The organism is Lutibacter litoralis (genome assembly GCF_014646675.1).
GTDB lineage: Bacteria > Bacteroidota > Bacteroidia > Flavobacteriales > Flavobacteriaceae > Lutibacter > Lutibacter litoralis.
This window is the reverse complement of record NZ_BMNS01000001.1, coordinates 308,287-329,515: the sequence shown is the minus strand read 5'-3', so window position 1 is coordinate 329,515 and position 21,229 is coordinate 308,287. Positions and strand designations below refer to the sequence as shown.

The 21,229-nt window shown below is 29.2% G+C and carries 15 protein-coding genes; 13 read left to right on the top strand and 2 right to left on the bottom strand.

What is annotated here, in order from left to right; translation table 11 throughout:
- Positions 1 to 7 precede the first annotated feature (7 nt).
- Together IEW75_RS01395 and ccsA are read left to right on the top strand one after the other, a co-directional pair.
- A complete protein-coding gene (locus IEW75_RS01395; protein WP_134248249.1) occupies positions 8 to 1,255 on the top strand; it encodes a cytochrome c biogenesis ResB family protein in 1,248 nt (415 codons plus the stop codon).
- 1 nt (position 1,256) lies between these two features.
- On the top strand, positions 1,257 to 2,057 hold the full coding sequence (ccsA, locus tag IEW75_RS01390; protein ID WP_134248248.1) for a cytochrome c biogenesis protein CcsA: 801 nt from the start codon (positions 1,257 to 1,259) through the stop codon (positions 2,055 to 2,057).
- 55 nt (positions 2,058 to 2,112) lie between these two features.
- On the opposite strand, the gene IEW75_RS01385 is transcribed toward ccsA, so the two are convergent.
- On the bottom strand, positions 2,113 to 2,970 hold the full coding sequence (locus IEW75_RS01385; protein WP_134248247.1) for a DMT family transporter: 858 nt from the start codon (positions 2,968 to 2,970) through the stop codon (positions 2,113 to 2,115).
- A 4-nt stretch (positions 2,971 to 2,974) separates the two neighbouring features.
- The gene (mfd, locus tag IEW75_RS01380) at positions 2,975 to 6,349 is read right to left on the bottom strand and encodes a transcription-repair coupling factor (protein WP_134248246.1); all 3,375 of its coding nucleotides are present in this window, start codon (positions 6,347 to 6,349) and stop codon (positions 2,975 to 2,977) included.
- Positions 6,350 to 6,450: 101 nt separating this feature from the next.
- Between mfd and IEW75_RS01375 the strand changes: the two genes are divergently transcribed.
- The 11 genes from IEW75_RS01375 to IEW75_RS01325 all read left to right on the top strand — a co-directional run bounded on the left by IEW75_RS01375 (position 6,451) and on the right by IEW75_RS01325 (position 21,218).
- Positions 6,451 to 6,894 carry a tellurite resistance TerB family protein gene (locus IEW75_RS01375; protein WP_134248245.1) on the top strand — a complete coding sequence of 148 codons (444 nt, stop codon included), beginning with the start codon at positions 6,451 to 6,453 and terminating at the stop codon, positions 6,892 to 6,894.
- A 70-nt stretch (positions 6,895 to 6,964) separates the two neighbouring features.
- Positions 6,965 to 7,399 (top strand): TerB family tellurite resistance protein, encoded by a 435-nt coding sequence (locus IEW75_RS01370; RefSeq protein ID WP_134248244.1) that lies wholly within the window; start codon positions 6,965 to 6,967, stop codon positions 7,397 to 7,399.
- Between the two features lie 106 nt (positions 7,400 to 7,505).
- Entirely contained in the window at positions 7,506 to 8,168 is a 663-nt protein-coding gene (locus IEW75_RS01365) for a hypothetical protein (protein ID WP_134248243.1), read from the top strand.
- Between the two features lie 53 nt (positions 8,169 to 8,221).
- Positions 8,222 to 11,392, top strand: a complete 3,171-nt coding sequence (locus IEW75_RS01360; protein ID WP_134248242.1) for a UvrD-helicase domain-containing protein — start codon at positions 8,222 to 8,224, stop codon at positions 11,390 to 11,392.
- Between the two features lie 33 nt (positions 11,393 to 11,425).
- On the top strand, positions 11,426 to 12,619 hold the full coding sequence (gene kbl / locus IEW75_RS01355; RefSeq protein WP_134248241.1) for a glycine C-acetyltransferase: 1,194 nt from the start codon (positions 11,426 to 11,428) through the stop codon (positions 12,617 to 12,619).
- A 119-nt stretch (positions 12,620 to 12,738) separates the two neighbouring features.
- The gene (locus IEW75_RS01350; RefSeq protein ID WP_134248240.1) at positions 12,739 to 14,100 is read left to right on the top strand and encodes an OmpA family protein; all 1,362 of its coding nucleotides are present in this window, start codon (positions 12,739 to 12,741) and stop codon (positions 14,098 to 14,100) included.
- A 166-nt stretch (positions 14,101 to 14,266) separates the two neighbouring features.
- Positions 14,267 to 15,631, top strand: a complete 1,365-nt coding sequence (locus IEW75_RS01345) for an OmpA family protein (protein ID WP_134248239.1) — start codon at positions 14,267 to 14,269, stop codon at positions 15,629 to 15,631.
- Positions 15,632 to 15,779: 148 nt separating this feature from the next.
- Complete coding sequence (locus tag IEW75_RS01340) at positions 15,780 to 18,521, top strand: PD-(D/E)XK nuclease family protein (protein WP_134248238.1); 2,742 nt, start codon at positions 15,780 to 15,782, stop codon at positions 18,519 to 18,521.
- 9 nt (positions 18,522 to 18,530) lie between these two features.
- Positions 18,531 to 19,376, top strand: coding sequence for an alpha/beta hydrolase family protein (locus IEW75_RS01335; protein ID WP_134248237.1), 846 nt, complete (start codon positions 18,531 to 18,533; stop codon positions 19,374 to 19,376).
- Positions 19,377 to 19,381: 5 nt separating this feature from the next.
- Positions 19,382 to 19,891, top strand: a complete 510-nt coding sequence (locus IEW75_RS01330; RefSeq protein WP_134248236.1) for a GNAT family N-acetyltransferase — start codon at positions 19,382 to 19,384, stop codon at positions 19,889 to 19,891.
- Positions 19,884 to 21,218, top strand: coding sequence for an MATE family efflux transporter (locus IEW75_RS01325; protein ID WP_134248235.1), 1,335 nt, complete (start codon positions 19,884 to 19,886; stop codon positions 21,216 to 21,218). The genes IEW75_RS01330 and IEW75_RS01325 overlap by 8 nt, the downstream gene beginning before the upstream one ends.
- The last annotated feature ends 11 nt before the right edge of the window (positions 21,219 to 21,229 follow it).

Sequence of the window (21,229 nt, the reverse complement as noted above, 5' to 3'; positions counted from 1 at the left end):
ATCTCGTATGAGTGAAGACAATTTAAAAATTCAACGTAATCTATGGGAAAATCCTTGGGGTTACGTTGAATCTTTTTTTATAGGTTTTGGTTTAATGGTAACAGGCTTCTTTTTAGAAGTATTTGTTGTGAGTGATACACCATTTACAGTAGCATATCCTTACAATATTATATTTTTGGTAGGTTATGTAGCTCTTTTGGTTGTGCTGTATAAATGGTTTTCTAATACGCAAATAATTAAATGGTTAACTAAAGTTCCTGCATCTATTTCAAGCATAAGTTTAGTAACACTTTTGGTTATGGTTATGGGAATTATTCCACAAGTAGCTTCTGAAAGTAATTTTATTAATAATTTAGGACTTAATAGAATAACAAGAAATTGGGCATTTTTATTAATTTTATTTCAATTTTTAACCTGTTTAGGTTTAATTTCTATTAAAAGAATATTACAATTTAGATGGTCTAATGTTGGTTTTATATTAAATCACATTGGTTTATTTTTGGCCTTAATAGCTGGTATGTTAGGTACTGGAGATTTGCAACGCTTATCTATAAATACTTATGAAGGAAAACCAAGTTGGATTGCAACCGATGTACAAAAAAATCAAGTAGAATTACCTTTTGCTTTTTATTTAAAAGATTTTGTAATTGATGAATACCCTCCAAAATTAGCCTTAATTGATAATATAACAGGAACTATTGTACACAATAACGGCAAAAACTTATATTTAGTTGAAAAAGGAGAAACTTACTATTTTCAAAATTTTGAAGTTAAAGTAATTGATTTTTTAGCTTCAGCAGGAAGAATAGGAGAAAGATACTACCCTGTAAATGAATTAGGATCTCCACCAGCAGCAAAAATTTTAGTAAAAAATATTGAAACAGATTCCATTAAAGATGCTTGGATTAGTAGTGGAAGTTTCAGTCAACCGTACGAATCTTTAAAAATAAGTGATAAATATTCTATGGTTATGACAATTCCTGAAGTAAAGAAATTTAGTTCAGATATAGATATTTTAACAAAAGAAGGAGAACGTATTAGTACTGTTTTAGAAGTTAACAAACCGTTTAAATTTAAAGGTTATAAAATTTATCAATTAAGTTACGATGATAAAATGGGTAAATGGAGTAATTTAAGTGTTTTAGAACTTGTAAGAGACCCTTGGCTTCCTGTTATATATATTGGAATTTTTATGATGATTGCCGGTGCAATTTATATGTTTTGGATGGGAAATAAAATAACTAAAAATCAATAAAATGACTTGGATAGATTTTCCTTTATACAGCTCAATAACTGCTATTCTATGGATTGTGGGATTACTCTTTTTATTGATTTCATATAAAAAACAACAGCTGTTTAAATTTGCAAACGTATTGTTTGTACTTGGCTGGGGTACTTTAATTGTTTTTGTAGTTAAATTATGGTTAGAATTAGACAGGCCACCAATGAGAACCTTAGGTGAAACACGTTTGTGGTACGCTACATTTTTACCGCTAATTGGCTTTGTAACATACATTAGATGGAAATATAAATGGTTTTTAGCATACAGTATTGCAATGGCAGGAATGTTTCTTGCAATTAACTATTTAAATCCAGAAACCTATTCAAAAACTTTAATGCCAGCATTGCAAAGTCCTTGGTTTATCCCGCACGTTTTGGTGTACTTATTTAGCTATGCAGTTTTAGCAGCATCTAGTATTGTTGCTATCAAAGGTTGGTACGATAGTTACAAAGGGAACTTTAATATAGAAACCTTAAAATTAGCTGATAATTTAGTCTACATAGGTTTTGCATTTTTAACATTAGGATTACTTTTTGGAGCACTTTGGGCAAAAGAAGCTTGGGGACATTACTGGACTTGGGACCCTAAAGAAGTTTGGGCCTTTTTAACCTGGATGGGGTATTTAATTTATATTCATTACCGTCATTTTCATAATCATAAAACAAAACAAGCGCTTACAATTTTAGCACTAGCATTTGTAGTTTTACTTGTATGTTGGTTTGGGGTAAATTATTTACCAGTGGCAAACACAAGTGTACATACATATACAAATTAAATGTAACTGCAAAACGGTAACTACGATGTAATTTGATGACAATTTGTAAGTTAATTTATTTTCTAGCAGATTGAAAACTCTCAATAACAACTGTAGTTAAAATAAGAACACCTCCAAAAAAAGTTGATATTGAAGGTATTTCAGCTAAAAATAACATACCAAAAATAATTCCGTAAATAGGACTCATACTACTCATAATACTTACTGCAGTAATTGAAAAGTTTTTAAAACTATTTACAAACAATGTATGTCCAATTGCGGTTGTGATTAATGCTAAAGAAATAATTTTAAACCAGTTAGAAGTGTCTGTATATTCAAAACCAATAGTTACTGGCCATAAAAGTAAAAGAACTACAATTAATTGATAAAACATTACTTTAGAGGCATTGTAATGTGAAACATTTCGTTTAGTAAGGATATTTCTAAGTGAATAGAAAATTGCTGAGATAATTCCCATCAATACACCTTTTGTATCGTTGTTTTCAAAATTCATTTCTGGAGTTAAAAAATAGATTCCAACTACAACCAACCCACTTAGAATTAGTTGGTTTTTACTAAATTTTATATTAAAAAAAAGAGGTTCTAAAAGTGCAGTAATTACAGGATATGTAAACAAAGAAAGCATTCCAATAGCAACATTTGATAAATGTAATGCATAAAAATAAGTAACCCAATGCGCTCCTAAAAGAAAACCACTTAATACTAATGAAAATGTATCTTTTTTACTTTTTATTTTTAAATCGTATTTCTTGTACCAACAAAACAAACCTATAAAAACCACGGCAAAAACACATCTCCACCAAATGGTTATTTCAGGTGGAAATAAAATAGACCTTCCTAAAACGCCAGATGTACTTATAAAAATAACACCAATGTTTAGTTCTAAAATGTTTTTTAAATGTTGATTTTTCAAATTTTTATACTTTTTGTAGCGTTTCTAAGGCTTTTTTAATAGATGTAATTTTTATAAAAGTAAGCAGTAAGCGCAATCCAGCTTTTGTTTCTTTTTCTTTCATTACACAACTTGTAGGGTTTTTTTGTACATACTGCAGCACATTAGAGAAAGTAGGCGTTTGGTAAAAAGCACTTTGTTGATCTGAAACAAAATAACAAAGCATTCTATTTTTCTTTAAAATTAAACGTTCAATACCTAATTTTTTAGCAATCCATTTTATACGAACGCTGTCTAATAAATCTACTACCTGAGTTGGAAGTTCTCCAAATCTATCAATTAGTTGTACTTCAAATTGTTGCAGTTCCTCTTCGGTTTTTAATTCACTTAAATTGTTGTATAAATTCAATCTTTCAGAAATTACATTGATATAATCATCAGGAAATAATATTTCAAAATCAGTATCAATTTGAATCTCTTTTACATATTGTTTCGGCTTATCTGAATCATCTTTGTACAAGTCTTTAAACTCATTTTCTTTTAATTCGTCAATGGTTTCAGTCAATATTTTCTGATACGTATCAAAACCAATATCATTAATAAAACCGCTTTGTTCACCACCTAATAAATCTCCAGCTCCACGAATTTCTAAATCTTTCATGGCAATATTAATTCCACTTCCTAAGTCGGTAAATAATGAAATTGCTTCAATTCTTTTACGCGCATCATCTGTCATCATATGGTAGGGCGGTGTAATGAAATAACAGAACGCTTTTTTGTTTGAACGCCCAACTCTTCCACGCATTTGGTGTAAATCGGATAAGCCAAAGTTGTTGGCGTTGTTTATAAAAATGGTATTTGCGTTCGGCACGTCTAAACCACTTTCAATAATGGTGGTTGAAACCAGTACGTCAAATTCATTATTAATAAAAGAAAGCATTAATTGCTCCAATTTTTTACCATCCATTTGCCCGTGACCAATTCCAATTTTAGCATCAGGTATTAAACGCTGCAACAATCCAGCAACTTCTTTTATATTTTCAATTCTATTATGAATAAAAAATACTTGTCCACCACGTTGAATTTCATAACGGATAGCATCTCGAATAATTTCTTCATTAAAACGAATTACATTACTTTCAATTGGAACGCGGTTAGGCGGAGGTGTACTTATCACTGATAAATCCCGAGCAGCCATTAGACTAAATTGCAGTGTTCTTGGAATTGGAGTTGCGGTTAATGTAAGAGTGTCAATATTTTCTTTAATGGTTTTTAATTTATCTTTAACAGCAACACCAAATTTTTGTTCTTCATCAACAATTAACAATCCTAAATTTTTATACTTTATAGCTGCATTAGTTAATTGATGCGTACCAATAACAATGTCAATAGAACCATCTTCTAAACCAGCTAAAACTCCTTTTCGTTGATTTGCCGTTCTAAACCTGTTTAAATATTCGACCGTTACGGGGAAATCTTTTAAACGTTCGCTAAAAGTTTTAAAATGTTGAAAAGCTAAAATTGTAGTTGGCACTAAAATGGCAACTTGTTTCCCATTGTCAACTGCTTTAAAAGCTGCTCTAATTGCAATTTCTGTTTTACCAAAACCAACATCACCACACACCAACCTGTCCATTGGTTGCTCACTTTCCATATCGTTTTTTACATCTTGAGTCGAACTAGATTGATCTGGGGTGTCTTCATATAAAAAACTAGCCTCAAGTTCGTGCTGTAAATAACTGTCTGGCTGGTATTGAAATCCTTTTTGAAATTTTCGTTTTGCATACAATTCAATTAAATTGTAAGCAATATGACGGATACGAGATTTGGTTTTTTGCTTAAGATTTTTCCATACTTTAGAACCTAATTTATGAAGTTTAGGAGCCTTACCATCTTTACCATTGTATTTTGAAATTTTATGAAGTGAGTGAATGCTGATGTATAAAATATCACATTCTCCATAAATTAATTTAATAGCTTCTTGTTTTTTGCCTTCAACATCTATTTTTTGAAGTCCTCCAAATTTTCCAATACCGTGGTCAATATGTGTTACATAATCTCCAATTTCAAGATTGGTTAATTCTTTTAAACTAATAGATTGTTTTTTAGCGTAGCCATTTTTTAAACGGAATTTGTGATAACGCTCAAAAATTTGATGATCAGTATAACAAACTAATTTGTTGTCAACATCAATAAAACCTTGGTATAATGGAAAAACGATGGTTTTGTATTCAATTTCTTTGTCAACATCTTTAAAAATATCGTGAAAACGATCGGCTTGTTTTTGAGAATCACAAAACAAATAATTGGTATAACCTTTTTCTGAATTTTGATGAAAATTTTCAATTAATAAATCAAATTGTTTGTTAAATGCTGGTTGTGGTTTTGTATTAAATATTATAGCACTGTTTTCTCCATTTTGAAGAATTTTTTGTTGTGTTTTAGAAGTAACTCCCGCTTGTAGAGCATTTACAATTTCAACAGTTGTAAAATCTTTTAATTGTTTTTTTATAAGTTCGCCATTACAAAAAAGTTCAATTGGTTTGGCGTGGTTTATGGATGTGGATAATTGTTTAAATGCTTCTTCTGCCTTAGAGAATAGTTTATTAAGTCTGTCAGCAAATAGGTCTGTATTTTTAGTAAAAACAACAGTTTTAGAGGAAATGTATTTTAAAAAACTATCTCGTTTTTCATCCAATGTTTTATTTTCAACATTTGGCATTATGCTAACTTTTGTTAGTTTTTCGGTTGAAAGTTGAGTTTCAACATCAAAAGTTCGAATGCTATCTACTTCATCGCCAAAAAATTCAATTCTATAGGGTTCATCATTTGAGAATGAAAATACATCAATAATACCACCACGAACCGAAAATTCACCTGGTTCTGTAACAAAATCAACACGATTAAAATGGTATTCAAACAAGACCTCGTTTACAAAGTCTAAACTTAAATTATCGTTTACGCCAATTTTTAGGGTATTTCTGTTTAACTCCGCTTTGGTAACAACTTGTTCAAATAGTGCATCTGGATAGGTTACAATTACCGCTGGTTTTTTTCTAGAGTTTAATCGGTTTAATACTTCTGAACGCAATAAAACATTGGCATTATCAACTTCCTCAATCTGATAAGGTCTGCGGTAAGATCCCGGATAAAAAAGCACATCTTTATCATTTAACAATTGTTCTAAATCGTTTAAATAATAAGCGGCTTCTTCCTTATCATTAAAAATTAATAAGAACTGTTTATCGACTTTTTTAAAACTTTCTGAAATAATAAAAGACAATGAAGATCCAACCAAATTCGAGATTTGAAGTTGTTTTTTTTCTTCAGAAAGTAGTTGAACTAATTGTTTATTTTCTACAACTTGTTCGTAGTTTTTTATAATATTTTGCTTACTCAATTGTTGCAAATTTTGTTCAAAGGTAGCATTTTATAGAAAAATCAAAAATAAATAATAATTATTCCGTAAATTTAGGTAGCTGAATTTAAAATTGAAAAGTTATGATGTCTATTTCAGATTTATACCCAACAGGGTTACACGAACAAAATATTGGTCATTTTGCTTCCATAGTTAGACTTGCTTTGCTTGACAATAAGATAGATGCCGAGGAGCACAGGTTATTAGAAAGGTTGGCTGTTAGATTGGATATTACAAAAAGTGAGTTTGAAGCCATTTTAAAAAACCCTAAAAAATATCCTGTAAATCCACCGTTTAGTTATGAAGAACGTTTAGAGCATTTATACGATTTAACAAAAATGATGTTTTTAGATAAAAATCCTACAATTGATAAAACATCTTTAATGGATAGAATTGCTATTGGGTTAGGTTTTCCTCTTGAAAACGCAAGGGCTATTGTAAAAGAAGCAATTAAATTTTTTTTAAAAGAACCTGATATGGAAGATTTTAAAAAGGTAATAAAAAATGTAAATCCAATGAAGCATTAATAGCATATTTATTTTTTAAATTGCTATTGTTATATAGGTTTATTTATATTTGCGTTTTAAAAAGGTAAATATGTCTATATCAAATTATAACCTAAGTGGTGACCAAAAACGAAATATTGAGTATTTTGCAAGTATTGTAAAATTAGCTTTAGCGGACGCTATAGTTACAGAAGGAGAAGAAAGACTACTTAAAAGACTAGCTAATAAATTTCATATATTAGAAGAAAGGTATAATGATATTATTGAAAATTATGACAAATATTCTTTAAAAGGATTTCATAGTTATGATGAAAGAATAGAGCATTTGTACGATTTAGCAAAAATGATTTATGCAGACGATACAGTTTCTATGAAGGAAGCAAGTGTTTTAATAAAAATATGTGTTGGTTTAGGGTTCTCTGTTAACAATGCAGAAAAAGTAGCAGATGAAGCGATTCATTTAATTTTAGAAGATACCGATTTAGAAGATTTTACAAAAGCAATAAAACAAGTAAATAAACAATAATTTTGATTTTAATGTAGAGGTTAAATTATTTACCCCCATAATAAATATAATTTATTAATATAATTTACGTTATAAAACATTAGTAATCAACAACCCCCATTGAACTATGAAAAACGGATTGTTTAAAAATATATTATTACTGCTCTTTATTAATTTGATTTTTGCGAGTACAGCTTACTCTCAAGACCAGTATAATAAATGGGTTGTAGGTATAGGTATAAATGCCGTAGATTACTTTCCAACCCTAAATCCTACACATCATCCAGGTTTAGATCCTTCAACAGGAAATCAAGATGGATTTTTTAATGAAATTACAAATGCTGAAGACCATTGGAATATTTATGCTCCAAGAGTTAATGTAACAAGGCATTGGAGAAATAGAATTTCTATGGATGCTTCTTTCTCAATGAATAAAATAACTAAATATGGTGATATTGAAGTTGATGCAATACCCTATTACGCATTAGATGGTAATTTACAATATAGCCTTGTAAATCCAGAAAATAAATTTACGCCTTTTATTTACGCAGGTGGAGGTTATACCTTTGCTGAAAGAAGTGGTGGAACTGTAAATGCAGGATTAGGAACAAATTTATGGTTTAATGAATCTTTTGGAATTAACGTTCAAGGAGGTTATAAATACAATTCTCCAGATTTTCAACTAGTACCGCACCTTTTTTATTCGTTTAGCGTAGTTATGAAATTAAATGGTCAAAGAAGATTTATGTGGAATAGTAGGAAAAAATTTAATTGGCGAAATGGTAAGTAATTTAGCTACTAAAACTTTTTAAAATTGTTAACTTGCGTTTATAATTGTTATAAATGCAACAGTCTAAAAATTTCCAAATATATAGTGCTTCTGCCGGAAGTGGAAAAACCTTTACGCTTGTAAAAGAGTATTTAAAAATTCTTTTAACAAGTGAAAATCCGTTTAAATTTCAACAAATTTTAGCAGTTACTTTTACCAATAAAGCTGCCGGTGAAATGAAAGAACGTGTTATTCAAAATTTAAAAACATTTTCAAATTTTGAACATAATAATATGCTTTCTATAATTTGTGCGGAAACAAATTTGAATGCAGATGATTTATTTAAAAAATCAAAAATAATTTTAAACGCTATTTTACAAAACTACGGAGCGTTTAATATTACTACAATAGATAGTTTTACCCATAAAATTATTAGAACCTTTGCGCACGATTTAAAACTTCCAATGAATTTTGAAGTGGAAATGGATGCCGAAAGTTTATTAAATGAAGCTGTTGATATTGTAATTTCTAAAATTGGTGAAAATAAAGAACTTACAAATTTGCTTGTAAATTATGCCATTCAAAAATTAGATGATGATAAATCTTGGGATATTGCAATGGAATTAAAAGATTTTGCAAAAATTATTTTGAATGAAAACCACACCAGTCATTTAAAATCTTTAAATAATATTTCCATTGAAGAATTTAAGCAACTAAAAAATAAACTTCAAACAGCAAATAAAAAAAATGAGAATGAATTTGAAGAAATTGGCTCAAAAGCACTAGCAATTATTAAAGAAAACGGGTTGGAAATTAATGAGTTTGGTTATTTAGGAGAATTTCCAAAGCATTTTATTAAGCTTCAAAAATTTAGACAACAAAAGCCAAATAGCATAAAATTTGATGGTAGATTAAATAAAACTATTGAAGAAAATAAAAATTTGTATGCTGCTAAAACTGATGCTTCATCTAAAGACGTAATTGATAGTATAAAACCTCAATTAATTGATCTTTATTACATCTCAAAACAACTATTTGAAGTTTCTTACCCAACTTATATTTTAAACAGTATTTTAGTAGAAAGTTTAATTCCATTAGCGGTTTTAAATTATATAAACACGGCACTTCAAGATATTAAACAAGAAAATAATATGCTGTTAAATGCCGAATTTAACCAATTAATAAGCGATACAATTAAAGATGAACCAGCTCCGTTTATTTATGAAAGATTAGGCGAAAAATTTCGTTATTATTTTTTAGATGAAATGCAAGATACTTCTCAATTACAATGGAAAAATTTAATTCCACTAATTGAAAATGCGCTCACCTCTGAAAACGAATTAGGAGAAACAGGAAAGCTATTATTGGTTGGTGATGCAAAACAATCTATTTACAGATGGCGGGGAGGAAATCCAGAACAATTTATTGCACTTTCGTTAGAAGAAGGGCGCAAAGAAAATAACCCGTTTTATGTAGAAAAACTGTTATCTAATTTAGACACAAATTATAGAAGTTATTCAGAAATAATTGAGTTTAATAATGGGTTTTTTAAATTTATTGCTCAGTTTTTAGCCAACAAAAATTACAGCAATTTATATGTAGAAGGTAATTCACAGAAAGCAACAGATAATATTGGAGGCTTTGTGCAACTTTCGTTTATTGAAAAAGATAAAGACGATGAGGAAAGGGATTTAGTGTATCCTAAAAAAGTACTCGAAATTATTCAAAACTTATATCCTTCCTTCCAAAAAAATGAGGTGTGTGTTTTGGTGAGAACAAAAGTACAAGGAATAGCAATTGCAAATTATTTATCGAAAAACAACATAGAGATAATTTCTTCAGAAACATTGTTGCTAAAAAATAATGAAAAGGTAAAATTTATTATCGATGTTTTAAATACAATTGACAATCCCCTAAATAAAGAATTTAAAGCTAAAATACTCTATTTTTTATACAATCATTTGCAATTAAAAATACCAAAACATCAATTTTTAAGTAGTTTTATAGATTTAGCAAATACCGAATTCTTTAATCAATTAAAAGAGTACAATCTCTTTTTTAATTATCAAGAATATTTACAAACTCCGTTTTACGAAAGTTTTGAATATATAATTAGAAGTTTTAATTTAATTTCAGAATCGGATTCGGATATTCAATTTTTCTTAGATTTTGTTTTTGAATACCGGCAAAAAAAACAACCTTCCGTAGGCGATTTTTTAGAACTGTGGGAATTAAAAAAAGACAAATTAAGTATAGTTGCTCCCGAAGCTGAGAATGCTGTACGAATAATGACAATTCATAAAGCAAAAGGATTGGAATTTCCAATAGTAATTTATCCGTATGATATTGATATTTACAACCAAATTAAGCCAAAAGTTTGGTATAAACAATCCGAAATAAGTGCAATCGATTCTTTTTTAGTGAATTATAGTTCTAAATTAAATTTTGTAGGCAAGCAAGGAGAACGGTTGTTTCAAGAACGCAAAGAGGCTTTAGAATTGGATAATTATAATATTTTATACGTAGCCTTAACACGGGCAGTTGAACAACTGTATATAGTTTCAGAAAATAGAAATACCATAAAAAATGAAAGTGAAATAAGATATACTTCAAGTTTGTTTATCAACTATTTAAAACAACAAAGTTTATGGAATCCAGAACAGTTAGAGTATAATTTTGGAAACCCAAAAAGAGTGGTTATTCCTTCAAAAGAAAAAAGTGATACTACTATTCAGAAGGAGTTTATTTCAAATTCTTGGAAAAATCATAATATTTCTATTGTTGCAAACTCTTCATTACTTTGGGGAACGGAACAAGGAAAAGCAATAGGTTACGGAAACTTAATCCACGAAATTTTATCAAAAATAAAAACAAAAAATGATATTAATGAAGTTGTAAATCAATATGTTTTTAATGGAACAATTTCAAAAAACGAACAGAAGGAAATCCAATTAATACTAATTTCTATTGTTAATCACCCGAAATTAAAAGCCTATTTTGGTCAAAATAATGAAGTTTATAACGAACAAGAAATTATAACAGCCGACAAAAAAAGTATCATTCCTGACAGGTTGGTTATTAACAATAATAAAGTTGCAATTATAGATTATAAAACTGGAAATCCAGATAAAAAACATCGAGAACAACTTCAAAAATATGCAACTACATTAGAAAATTTAAATTATATAATTGATAAAAAAATTGTGGTTTATATTAATACTAAAATTATTATAGAAGAAGTATAAAAAATTATAGCTTTGTAAAAAAAGAAAACAATTATGTACGGCAAAATACAACAACACTTGCAGAAGGAATTGCAAGAAATTAAAGAAGCAGGTTTATATAAATCTGAGCGCATTATAACCTCGTCACAAGATGCAGTTATAAAATTGAATACAGGAAAAGAAGTTATAAATTTTTGTGCAAATAATTATTTAGGCTTGTCTAATAATCCAAAAGTTATTCAAGCAGCAAAAGACACATTAGATTCACATGGTTTTGGAATGTCTTCGGTTCGTTTTATTTGCGGAACACAAGATATTCATAAAGAATTGGAGCAAACTATTGCAAACTTCTACCAAACAGAAGACACCATTTTATATGCAGCTGCTTTTGATGCAAATGGGGGTGTTTTTGAACCTTTACTATCACAAGAAGATGCCATAATTTCAGATTCTTTAAATCATGCTTCAATAATAGATGGAGTTCGTTTATGTAAAGCAGCAAGGTATAGGTATCAAAATAATGATATGGCTGATTTGGAAAATCAGTTAATTGAAGCAAACAAACAAAATCACCGATTCAAAATTATAGTTACCGACGGTGTTTTTTCTATGGATGGCGTTGTTGCAAGTTTAGATAAAATTTGTGATTTAGCCGATAAGCATGATGCACTTGTAATGGTAGATGAATGCCACGCTACTGGTTTTATTGGAGAAACAGGAAGAGGAACGGTTGAATTAAAAAATGTAATGGGTCGTGTGGACATTGTTACAGGAACTTTAGGAAAAGCACTTGGAGGCGCTATGGGTGGTTATACAACTGGTAAAAAAGAAATTATTGAATTATTACGTCAAAGATCAAGACCGTATTTATTTTCAAACTCTTTAGCCCCAGCAATTGTTGGTGCTTCACTAAAAGTTTTTGATATGATTTCTAAAGACACGTCTTTAAGAGATAAATTAGAGTGGAATACCAATTATTTTAAAGAAGGAATGACCAAAGCTGGTTTTGATATTGTAAAAGGAGATTCAGCAATTGTTCCAGTTATGTTGTATGATGCTAAGTTATCTCAAGATATGGCAAATATGTTGTTAGAAGAAGGGATTTATGTAATTGGTTTCTTTTTCCCTGTTGTACCTAAAGAAAAAGCAAGAATTAGAGTCCAATTATCTGCTGCACATACCCAAAATCACCTTGATAAGGCAATAAAAGCTTTTATTAAAGTTGGTAAATTATTGAAAATTATTTAGATTTATTATATAATTGGCTTCTATTTAAGAATATTTTGTAAATTTGCTACAATAGTTATGTAAAGATAGCTTATTTTACTATAAAAATAAAAAAGAACATTTAATTTAATTTACTGAAAATGAAACATTTAAAAATTGCCATTTTGGCTTTGTTAGTAATTACATCTTTTAGCAATGCTAATGCTCAAGATAAAGAAAATCCATGGATGTTAAACTTTGGAACTAATGCTATTGATATTAGCACTAATTCTGATGCAACTTCTGGGTATTTTGGGTCATACAAATTTGATGGAAATGACGTGAACGTTATTCCTTGGTTAAGTAGAGTTTCTCTAACTAGATACATAGGAAAAGGTTTTGGCTTAGAATTAGCTGGAGCAATGAATAAAGTTGATAGACCTTGGGGTACTGGATCAGACGTAACATTTTTTGGTCTTGATTTAAATGTTAAATATGATTTGAATAATGCATTTGGACAAACAGGTTGGTTTGATCCATTTCTATATACAGGTATAGGTGAAAACTGGGTTGGTTCTGAAAATGGCTTAGGCTTAAATTTAGGAGCTGGATTTAATGCTTGGATAAGTGATAATGTTGGTATTAACTTTACATCAGGTTATAAGAAAGTAAATACTCCTGTAGATTTTAAAATGTTTCAACATTCAGTTGGTTTAACTTGGAAATTCGGAAATAAAGATAGAGATGGTGATGGTGTAAACAATAAAGAAGATAAATGTCCAGATGAAGCTGGTTTAGCTGAGTTTGGTGGTTGTCTTGATACAGATGCTGATAAAGATGGTGTTACAGATTGTTGTGATAAATGTCCTGAAGTTCCTGGTTTAGCTGAGTTTGACGGTTGTCCTGATACAGATGGAGATGGTGTTCAAGATTCTAAAGATAAATGTCCTACAGTTGCAGGTTTAAAAGCTTTACATGGTTGTCCTGATCAGGATGGTGACGGTGTTGCTGATGGAGATGATGCTTGTATAGATGTTCCTGGTCCAAAAGGTAATTCAGGTTGTCCTTATAAAGATACAGATCAAGATGGTGTAATTGATATTATTGACAGATGTGTTGAAACTCCTGGTCCTGCTTCTAATGAAGGTTGTCCAGTAGATCCATCTAGTGATGTTATGGCTGAATTGAACAGATATGGTAAAACAATCTTGTTTGATACTGCTAAAGCAACTTTCAAAGGTGAAGCTATAAACACTTTAGAAACAATGGTAACAATACTAAAAAAATATCCAGATACTGATTTTGTAGTTGAAGGACACACTGATAATGTTGGTACAGAAAGATCAAATCAGCTATTATCTGAAAGAAGAGCATCTGCTGTTAGAGATCATTTAGTCTCTAAAGGTATCAATCCAGACCGATTATCATATGAAGGTTTTGGAGAAAGTAGACCAATTGATTCTAATGACACAGCTTCAGGTAGAGCTAATAACAGACGTACTGAAGTAAACATAAAAAAATAATATTAATTATTTTTTAAATAAAAAGTCGTCTAATAATTCAATTATTAGACGACCTTTTATAAATTTTAAAAAAAGCCACTTTTTAAAAAGTGGCTTTTTAATGCTTAATAAAATATAATATTTAATTTTGTGTTAATTAAAGATGTTATTAACTAAATAAAAGAATATGAAAAATTTAAAAATAGGTTTTGTAGCCTTATTGTTAATTATTGGAGCAACTTCAATAAACGCACAAGATAAAAACAATCCTTTTTCAGTTGGATTTGGTGTAAATGCTGTTGATTTTTATCCTACTAATCCTGGACTGATGGGACATGGTTCTTGGTTTAACGAATTTGTAAATGTTGGAGACCATTATAATGCGATTCCTGCTATTTCAAAAGTTACTGTTGGGAAATATTTAACAGATGGCTTTAGTATTGAAGCTGCTGGAGCAATTAATACCATATCTAATGTAGGTGATAATAGCGTAAGTAATACGTCATACATAGCATTAGATGGTGCCGTTAAATATGATTTAAATAATGTACTTGGTGAAACTTCCGTATTTGATCCTTATGCATTAATTGGTGGAGGTTATGTTTGGATGGATAACTTTGGAACTGGAACTTTTAATAGTGGTTTAGGTTTTAACGTATGGTTTAGTGAAAATTTGGGTGTTAATTTAGAGTCAAAATACAAGCATGCTTTTGAAAGTAATATTGTACAGCATTTTCAACACTCTTTAGGATTAGTAATAAAATTTGGTGGAACAGATACTGATAATGATGGTGTTTACAATGATGAGGATGCATGTCCAGAAGTTTTTGGGTTAATTGAGTATAATGGATGTCCAGACGCTGATAATGATGGTGTAATAGACTCTAAAGACGATTGTCCTAATGTAGCTGGGTTAGAATCTTTAAAAGGATGTCCAGACACTGATAATGATGGAATAGCAGATAAAGATGATGCGTGTCCAAATGTTAAAGGAACTAAAGCAAATAAAGGATGTCCAGATACTGATAATGATGGTATTATAGATTCAAAAGATAATTGCCCAAATCAAGCTGGTCCGGAAGCAAATAGTGGCTGTCCTTGGCCAGATACAGATGGCGATGGAGTTTTGGATAAAGATGATGCTTGTCCAGATGTTGTAGGAATAGTTTCTAATAAAGGTTGTCCAGAAGTTAGTGTTAAAGATATTGCTAAACTAGAAGCGTTGTTTAAAACAGTTTATTTTGAAACTAATAGGGCTGATTTTAAATCTGAAACCATTTCAAAATTAAATGAAGCAATTGAAATTATAGTAAAATATCCAACTGCTAAATTTGCTATATCAGGTCATACAGATAGTATTGGAAATGATCAATACAATATGAAATTATCTGAGAAACGTGCTAATGCTGTGAAAAACTATTTAGTTTCTAAAGGCGTTTCAGCTAACAATTTAACCGCAAAAGGTTTTGGAGAAACACAACCTATAGAAAGTAATATGTACAATCCTGGCAGAGCAGCAAACAGAAGAGTTGAAATAAAATTAATAAATTAAAATTTCTTAATTTATAATTATTAGAGGCTATCTAAGTGTATTAAACTTTTAGATAGCCTTTTTTCATTTTAAAAATACTTTCACATTATTTACTTAAAATACATTTCAATTAAAAAGTCATTTGTATTTTTATAGTTTATAAAAAACTATGGATTCTTTTATTTCAAAAGTTGTTAAAGACGTTATTAACAAAAATACTACAATTAAAGATTGTGTTTTTGTACTTCCAAGTCAGCGTGCTTGTGTCTTTCTCAAAAAGGAACTTGTTGAGAGTACTACTTCAAGTTTTATACTATCTAAAATTATAAGTATTGAAAACTATATTCAAGAACTTGCCGATATAAATTTAATAGATACAACGCAACTACTCTTTGAATTTTATAGTGTTTACAAAGAAATTTTAACACAAGAATTGATAGAATCTTTTGAAACATTTTCTCAATGGGCAACCATTGTATTGCACGATTTTAATGAAATTGATAGTTACTTAGTAAGCTCAAAAGACCTATTTTCAAATTTAAAAGATCTAAAAAAAATTGAGTATTGGTTTCAAGATAAAGCTCCGAGCAAACTTGCATTAAACTACCTTCAATTTTTTGAACATTTGAATAAATTATACAATTTATTGTATAAAAAGTTGAAAAAAAATAAGTTTGGTTATCAAGGTTTAATTTATAGAGAAGCTGTCCATAATTTAGAATATTATATTGAAAATAATAACAATAAACATATTGTATTTATTGGTTTTAACGCCTTAAATAAAGCAGAAGAAGTTATTTTTCAAGAATTATTAAACAACAATTTAGCTTCAATTTATTGGGATTCAAATCCAAATTTATTTAACAATGCTAATGAAGCTGGTGTTTTTTTAAGAAAGTATAAAACAACTTGGGCATATTATAAAAAAGCTCCTTTTTTATGGATGGATGAGACTAATTTAGAAGAAAGAAATATTGAGTTTATTGGTGCTCCAAAAAATATAACCCAAATTAAATACGCAGGTGAGTTATTATCTAAATTTGAAAATCACCAAAATACTGCGTTGGTTTTAGCAGATGAAAATTTATTAGCACTCACACTTAACTCTTTACCAAATAGTGTTAAAAATATAAATATTACCATGGGATATCCGTTAAAAGACATTCCTTTTTCTAATTTGTTTGAAAAGCTATTTAAGTTACATTTAAACCAACAAAAATTCAACAAACAAACACAACATCAGTTTTATTATAAAGATGTTTTAAACCTTTTAAATGATCCATTTTTAAATAAACTCCATGGAGAGACTCTTCAAAAAATTGTTGCTAAACTTAAAAGTGAGAATACTATATTTTTATCAAAAAAAGCCATTGAAGATTGTATCTCTAATCCTGAAAAAGAGCAGTTAGAGAATGTACTTATATTGTTTACTTTTTCAAATAATGTTAATACTATAATTAAACAATGTAGCAACTTAATTAATGTGCTAAAAAATTATGTTGATGGAGTAGATAAGGAATATTTATATCGCTTTTATACTGTTTTTAAACAGTTAGAAACCTTAAATGGATCTTATAACCATATCACTAATTTAAAAACGCTTGCGCAATTTTATAATCAATTATTAAATAATGAAAAATTAGCTTTTCAGGGTGAGCCTTTAAAAGGTTTACAGCTAATGGGAATGTTAGAAACCAGGGCTTTAGATTTTGAAACTGTTATAATTACCTCAGTTAATGAAGGTATCTTACCAGGTAGTAAAAATGAAAATTCATTTCTTCCTTTTGATGTTAAGAAGTATTTTAAAATGCCAACATATCAAGAAAAAGATGCTATTTTCTCATATCATTTTCAGCGACTATTGCAACGCGCAAAGAATGTATATTTAATTTATAATACGGAAACTGACGGATATGGTTCTGGAGAAAAAAGTCGATTTTTGACACAATTAGAAATCAACAATCCAAGTATTAAAAAGACTATTATAAATCCAAAAGTTCAAAAGCATGAAGAAATTTTACTTCAAATTGAAAAAACACCCGATGTAATTAATAAGTTAAAGGCTGTTTTTACAAAAGGAATTTCACCTTCAGCTTTGGCAACTTATATTTACAATCCAATTAGTTTTTATGAGCAAAAAGTATTGGAAATTAGAGATGATGATGAAGTGGAAGAAACTATAGCAGCAAATACAATGGGTTCTGTTATTCATGATGTTTTAGAGCAATTATACAAACCATTTATTGGTGTATTTTTAAGTAAGGAAAACATTGTTCAAATGCAACAGCAAACGCCTGAGTTGCTAATTAAATTTTTCGAAAAACATTATAAAAAAGGAAATATTGAAACAGGAAAAAATAAATTAATTTTTGAAGTTTGTAAAAATCATATCAATAGATTTTTAAAACAAGAATTGAGTCTTATCCATAAAGGAAATAAGTTGAAGATTCTTGCATTAGAAGCAAAATTAAATTGCAATATTATTATTGAAGGAATCGGATTTCCAATAAATTTAAGGGGAATTGTTGATAGAATTGATGAGTTAAATGGTAGTACCAGAATTATAGATTATAAAACAGGTAAAGTTGAAGCTAAGCATTTAAAAATGGATGATTTCAGCGTAATTGGTGAAGAGTATAAATACACAAAAGCAATGCAAGTAATGCTATATTCGTTTATGTTTGTTTCCAATGAGAATGCTAATTTTAATAAACTAGAAAGCGGAATAATTTCGTTTAAAAATTTAAATGCAGGATTTTTAAAAATGAATTTTTCTGAAAAACCAAGAGGGGTAGATTCTCATGTTTCAGAGGAAAGAATACATGACTTTATGATCGAAATTAAAAATATTATCAAAGAAATTTTAAATCCTGAAATTCCATTTATTCAAAAAGAAGATTTACCATTTTAAACTATAATAATGACTATAAAAACGAATATACAAGTTAAAAGTACACATCATAATAAACCAATCTTAGCAGATGTGTTTTATACTAAAAACTCCATAAAAAAACCAGTTGTAATTTTTTGTCATGGATATAAAGGTTTTAAAGATTGGGGAGCTTGGAATTTAGCAGCATCTGAGTTTGCTAATAATAAATTGTTTTTTTTGAAATTCAATTTTTCACATAATGGAGGCACGGTAGAAAACCCAATTAATTTTCCTGATTTAGAAGCTTTCGGACAAAATAATTTTACAACCGAATTAGATGATTTAGAAGATGTAATAAACTGTATTACAAGCGCTTCTGAATATAAAAGTGAAATTGACTCAACTAATATTACATTAATCGGACATTCGAGAGGAGGAGGTACAGTAACTATAAAAGCTTCAGAAGATAACAAAATTTCTAAAGTTATTTCTTGGGCAGGAGTTTCCGATTTTGGTGCACGTTTTCCTAAGGATGAAAAAATTCTTCAGCACTGGGAAAAAGAAGGTGTTTCGTATATTGAAAATTCTAGAACCAAACAGCAAATGCCACATTATTTTCAGTTTTATACTAATTTTAAAGAAAATGAAGCACGTTTAACTATAAAAAATGCTGTTCAAAAATTAACCATTCCGCACTTAATTATTCAAGGAGAAAAAGATGATGTTGTTTTACCTGCTGAAGCTAAAAATTTACATAGTTGGAATCCAAAAAGTACACTTGTTATTGTAAACGAAATGAACCATTCTTTAGGATGTACAGAACCTTGGACAGCACCTAAAATGCCAGTTCATTTAGCGGAGGTTGTGAAACAAAGTATAGACTTTATTTTATAAGAATAATGCTAATTAAAAAGGCAATATACAGCGATTTAGAAGTCTGTCATTCGATTACAAAATGCTGTGCAGATGAAATGATTAAAAACGGAATTTTTCAATGGAATGAAACCTATCCTTCAAAAGAAATACTACAAAAGGATATTGAGTTTCAACAATTGTGGAAATTAACAGAAAACAATACAATTATTGGCATAATTGTACTTACAAAAATTGAAGATGTGGAATATAAATCCGTAAAATGGTTAACAGAAAGTAGCAATAATTTATATGTGCATCGCTTAGCAGTACATCCAACATATCAAGGGAAAGGGTATGCACAAAAATTAATGACTTTTTCAGAAAAGTATGCTGCAAATAACAATTATAATTCAATCCGTTTAGACACATTTAGTAAAAATACTAGAAATCAAAAATTTTATGAAAAACGTGGTTATGTAAAATTAGAAGCAATATATTTTTCAAATCAGAGTAAAGATCCTTTTTATTGTTACGAGAAAATTTTAAATGTATAAAGAATCTAACATTACTTTTAAAGGTATTAATAAATTAGCAATTCCTGCAATAATTTCGGGAATAGCAGAACCGTTATTGTCAATTACGGACACTGCAATTGTTGGTAATATTAATTTAAATCCCACAGAAGCATTAGCTGCAGTTGGTATTGCAGGCTCATTTATTTCTGCGTTGATTTGGATTTTAGCACAAACCAGATCGGCAATTTCAGCAATTGTTGGTAAATATCTTGGCGCCAAAAAATTAGATGAAATTGCAACCTTACCTGCACAAATTATCGCTATAAATTTAAGTTTAAGTATTGTAATTTATATAGTTACGTTATTTTTTGTCGATCAAATCTTCCAAATGTACAATGCAGATGGCTTGATTTTAAATTATGCAGTAGACTATTATAAAATACGTGCTATCGGATTTCCTTTAACGCTTTTCGTTTTTTCAGCTTTTGGAGTTTTTAGAGGATTACAAAATACGTATTGGCCAATGATAATAAGCATTACAGGAGCAGTTTTAAATGTTGTGTTAGATATTGTTTTAGTTTATGGAATAGAAGGTATTATTGCACCAATGAATGTAGAAGGAGCTGCTTGGGCAAGTGTTATTGCACAAGCTGTAATGGCGATATTTGCATTAATCTTATTATTTAAAAAGACCCCTTTTAGTTATAAATTACAATTTCCTTTTAACAAAGAAATTAAAAATTTATTATCAATAAGTTTTAACTTAATTATTAGAGCAGTAGCTTTAAATATTGCCTTGTATTTAGCAAATTCCTACGCAACAAAATACGGGAATAATTATATTGCCGCACAAACTATTGCGTTTCAAATATGGTTGTTTTTCGCCTTTTTTATTGATGGTTACGCAAGTGTTGGTAGTATTGTTTCAGGAAAATTATTGGGAGAAAAAAACTATCCTAAATTATGGGAATTAAGTGGTAGGTTAAGTAAATATTCTATTATAGTTGCGCTGATACTAGCTGTTGTTTGCGCTATATTTTACACCCAAATTGGAACACTTTTTTCAAAGGAACAAGAAGTATTGGAAGCATTTTATGATATTTTTTGGATTGTACTTTTAATGCAACCGATTAATGCTGTTGCTTTTGTTTTTGATGGTATTTTTAAAGGTTTGGCAGAAGCTGTAACACTTAGAAATTTACTTTTAGTAGCTACTTTTTTTGGATTTATACCAACTTTATTAATAGGAGATTACTTTAGTTTAAGATTGTATGCTATTTGGATGGCTTTTACAGTTTGGATGCTGTTAAGATCTGGTATTTTAGTTGTTAAATTTAGACGAAAATATTTGCATAAAAACATGTAACTTTGGGCATT

Coding starts and splice junctions, on each gene's coding strand:
- IEW75_RS01395 (WP_134248249.1), top strand. CDS start 8: ATGAGTGAAGACAATTTAAAAATTCAACGTAATCTATGGGAAAATCCT.
- ccsA (WP_134248248.1), top strand. CDS start 1,257: ATGACTTGGATAGATTTTCCTTTATACAGCTCAATAACTGCTATTCTA.
- IEW75_RS01375 (WP_134248245.1), top strand. CDS start 6,451: ATGATGTCTATTTCAGATTTATACCCAACAGGGTTACACGAACAAAAT.
- IEW75_RS01370 (WP_134248244.1), top strand. CDS start 6,965: ATGTCTATATCAAATTATAACCTAAGTGGTGACCAAAAACGAAATATT.
- IEW75_RS01365 (WP_134248243.1), top strand. CDS start 7,506: ATGAAAAACGGATTGTTTAAAAATATATTATTACTGCTCTTTATTAAT.
- IEW75_RS01360 (WP_134248242.1), top strand. CDS start 8,222: ATGCAACAGTCTAAAAATTTCCAAATATATAGTGCTTCTGCCGGAAGT.
- kbl (WP_134248241.1), top strand. CDS start 11,426: ATGTACGGCAAAATACAACAACACTTGCAGAAGGAATTGCAAGAAATT.
- IEW75_RS01350 (WP_134248240.1), top strand. CDS start 12,739: ATGAAACATTTAAAAATTGCCATTTTGGCTTTGTTAGTAATTACATCT.
- IEW75_RS01345 (WP_134248239.1), top strand. CDS start 14,267: ATGAAAAATTTAAAAATAGGTTTTGTAGCCTTATTGTTAATTATTGGA.
- IEW75_RS01340 (WP_134248238.1), top strand. CDS start 15,780: ATGGATTCTTTTATTTCAAAAGTTGTTAAAGACGTTATTAACAAAAAT.
- IEW75_RS01335 (WP_134248237.1), top strand. CDS start 18,531: ATGACTATAAAAACGAATATACAAGTTAAAAGTACACATCATAATAAA.
- IEW75_RS01330 (WP_134248236.1), top strand. CDS start 19,382: ATGCTAATTAAAAAGGCAATATACAGCGATTTAGAAGTCTGTCATTCG.
- IEW75_RS01325 (WP_134248235.1), top strand. CDS start 19,884: ATGTATAAAGAATCTAACATTACTTTTAAAGGTATTAATAAATTAGCA.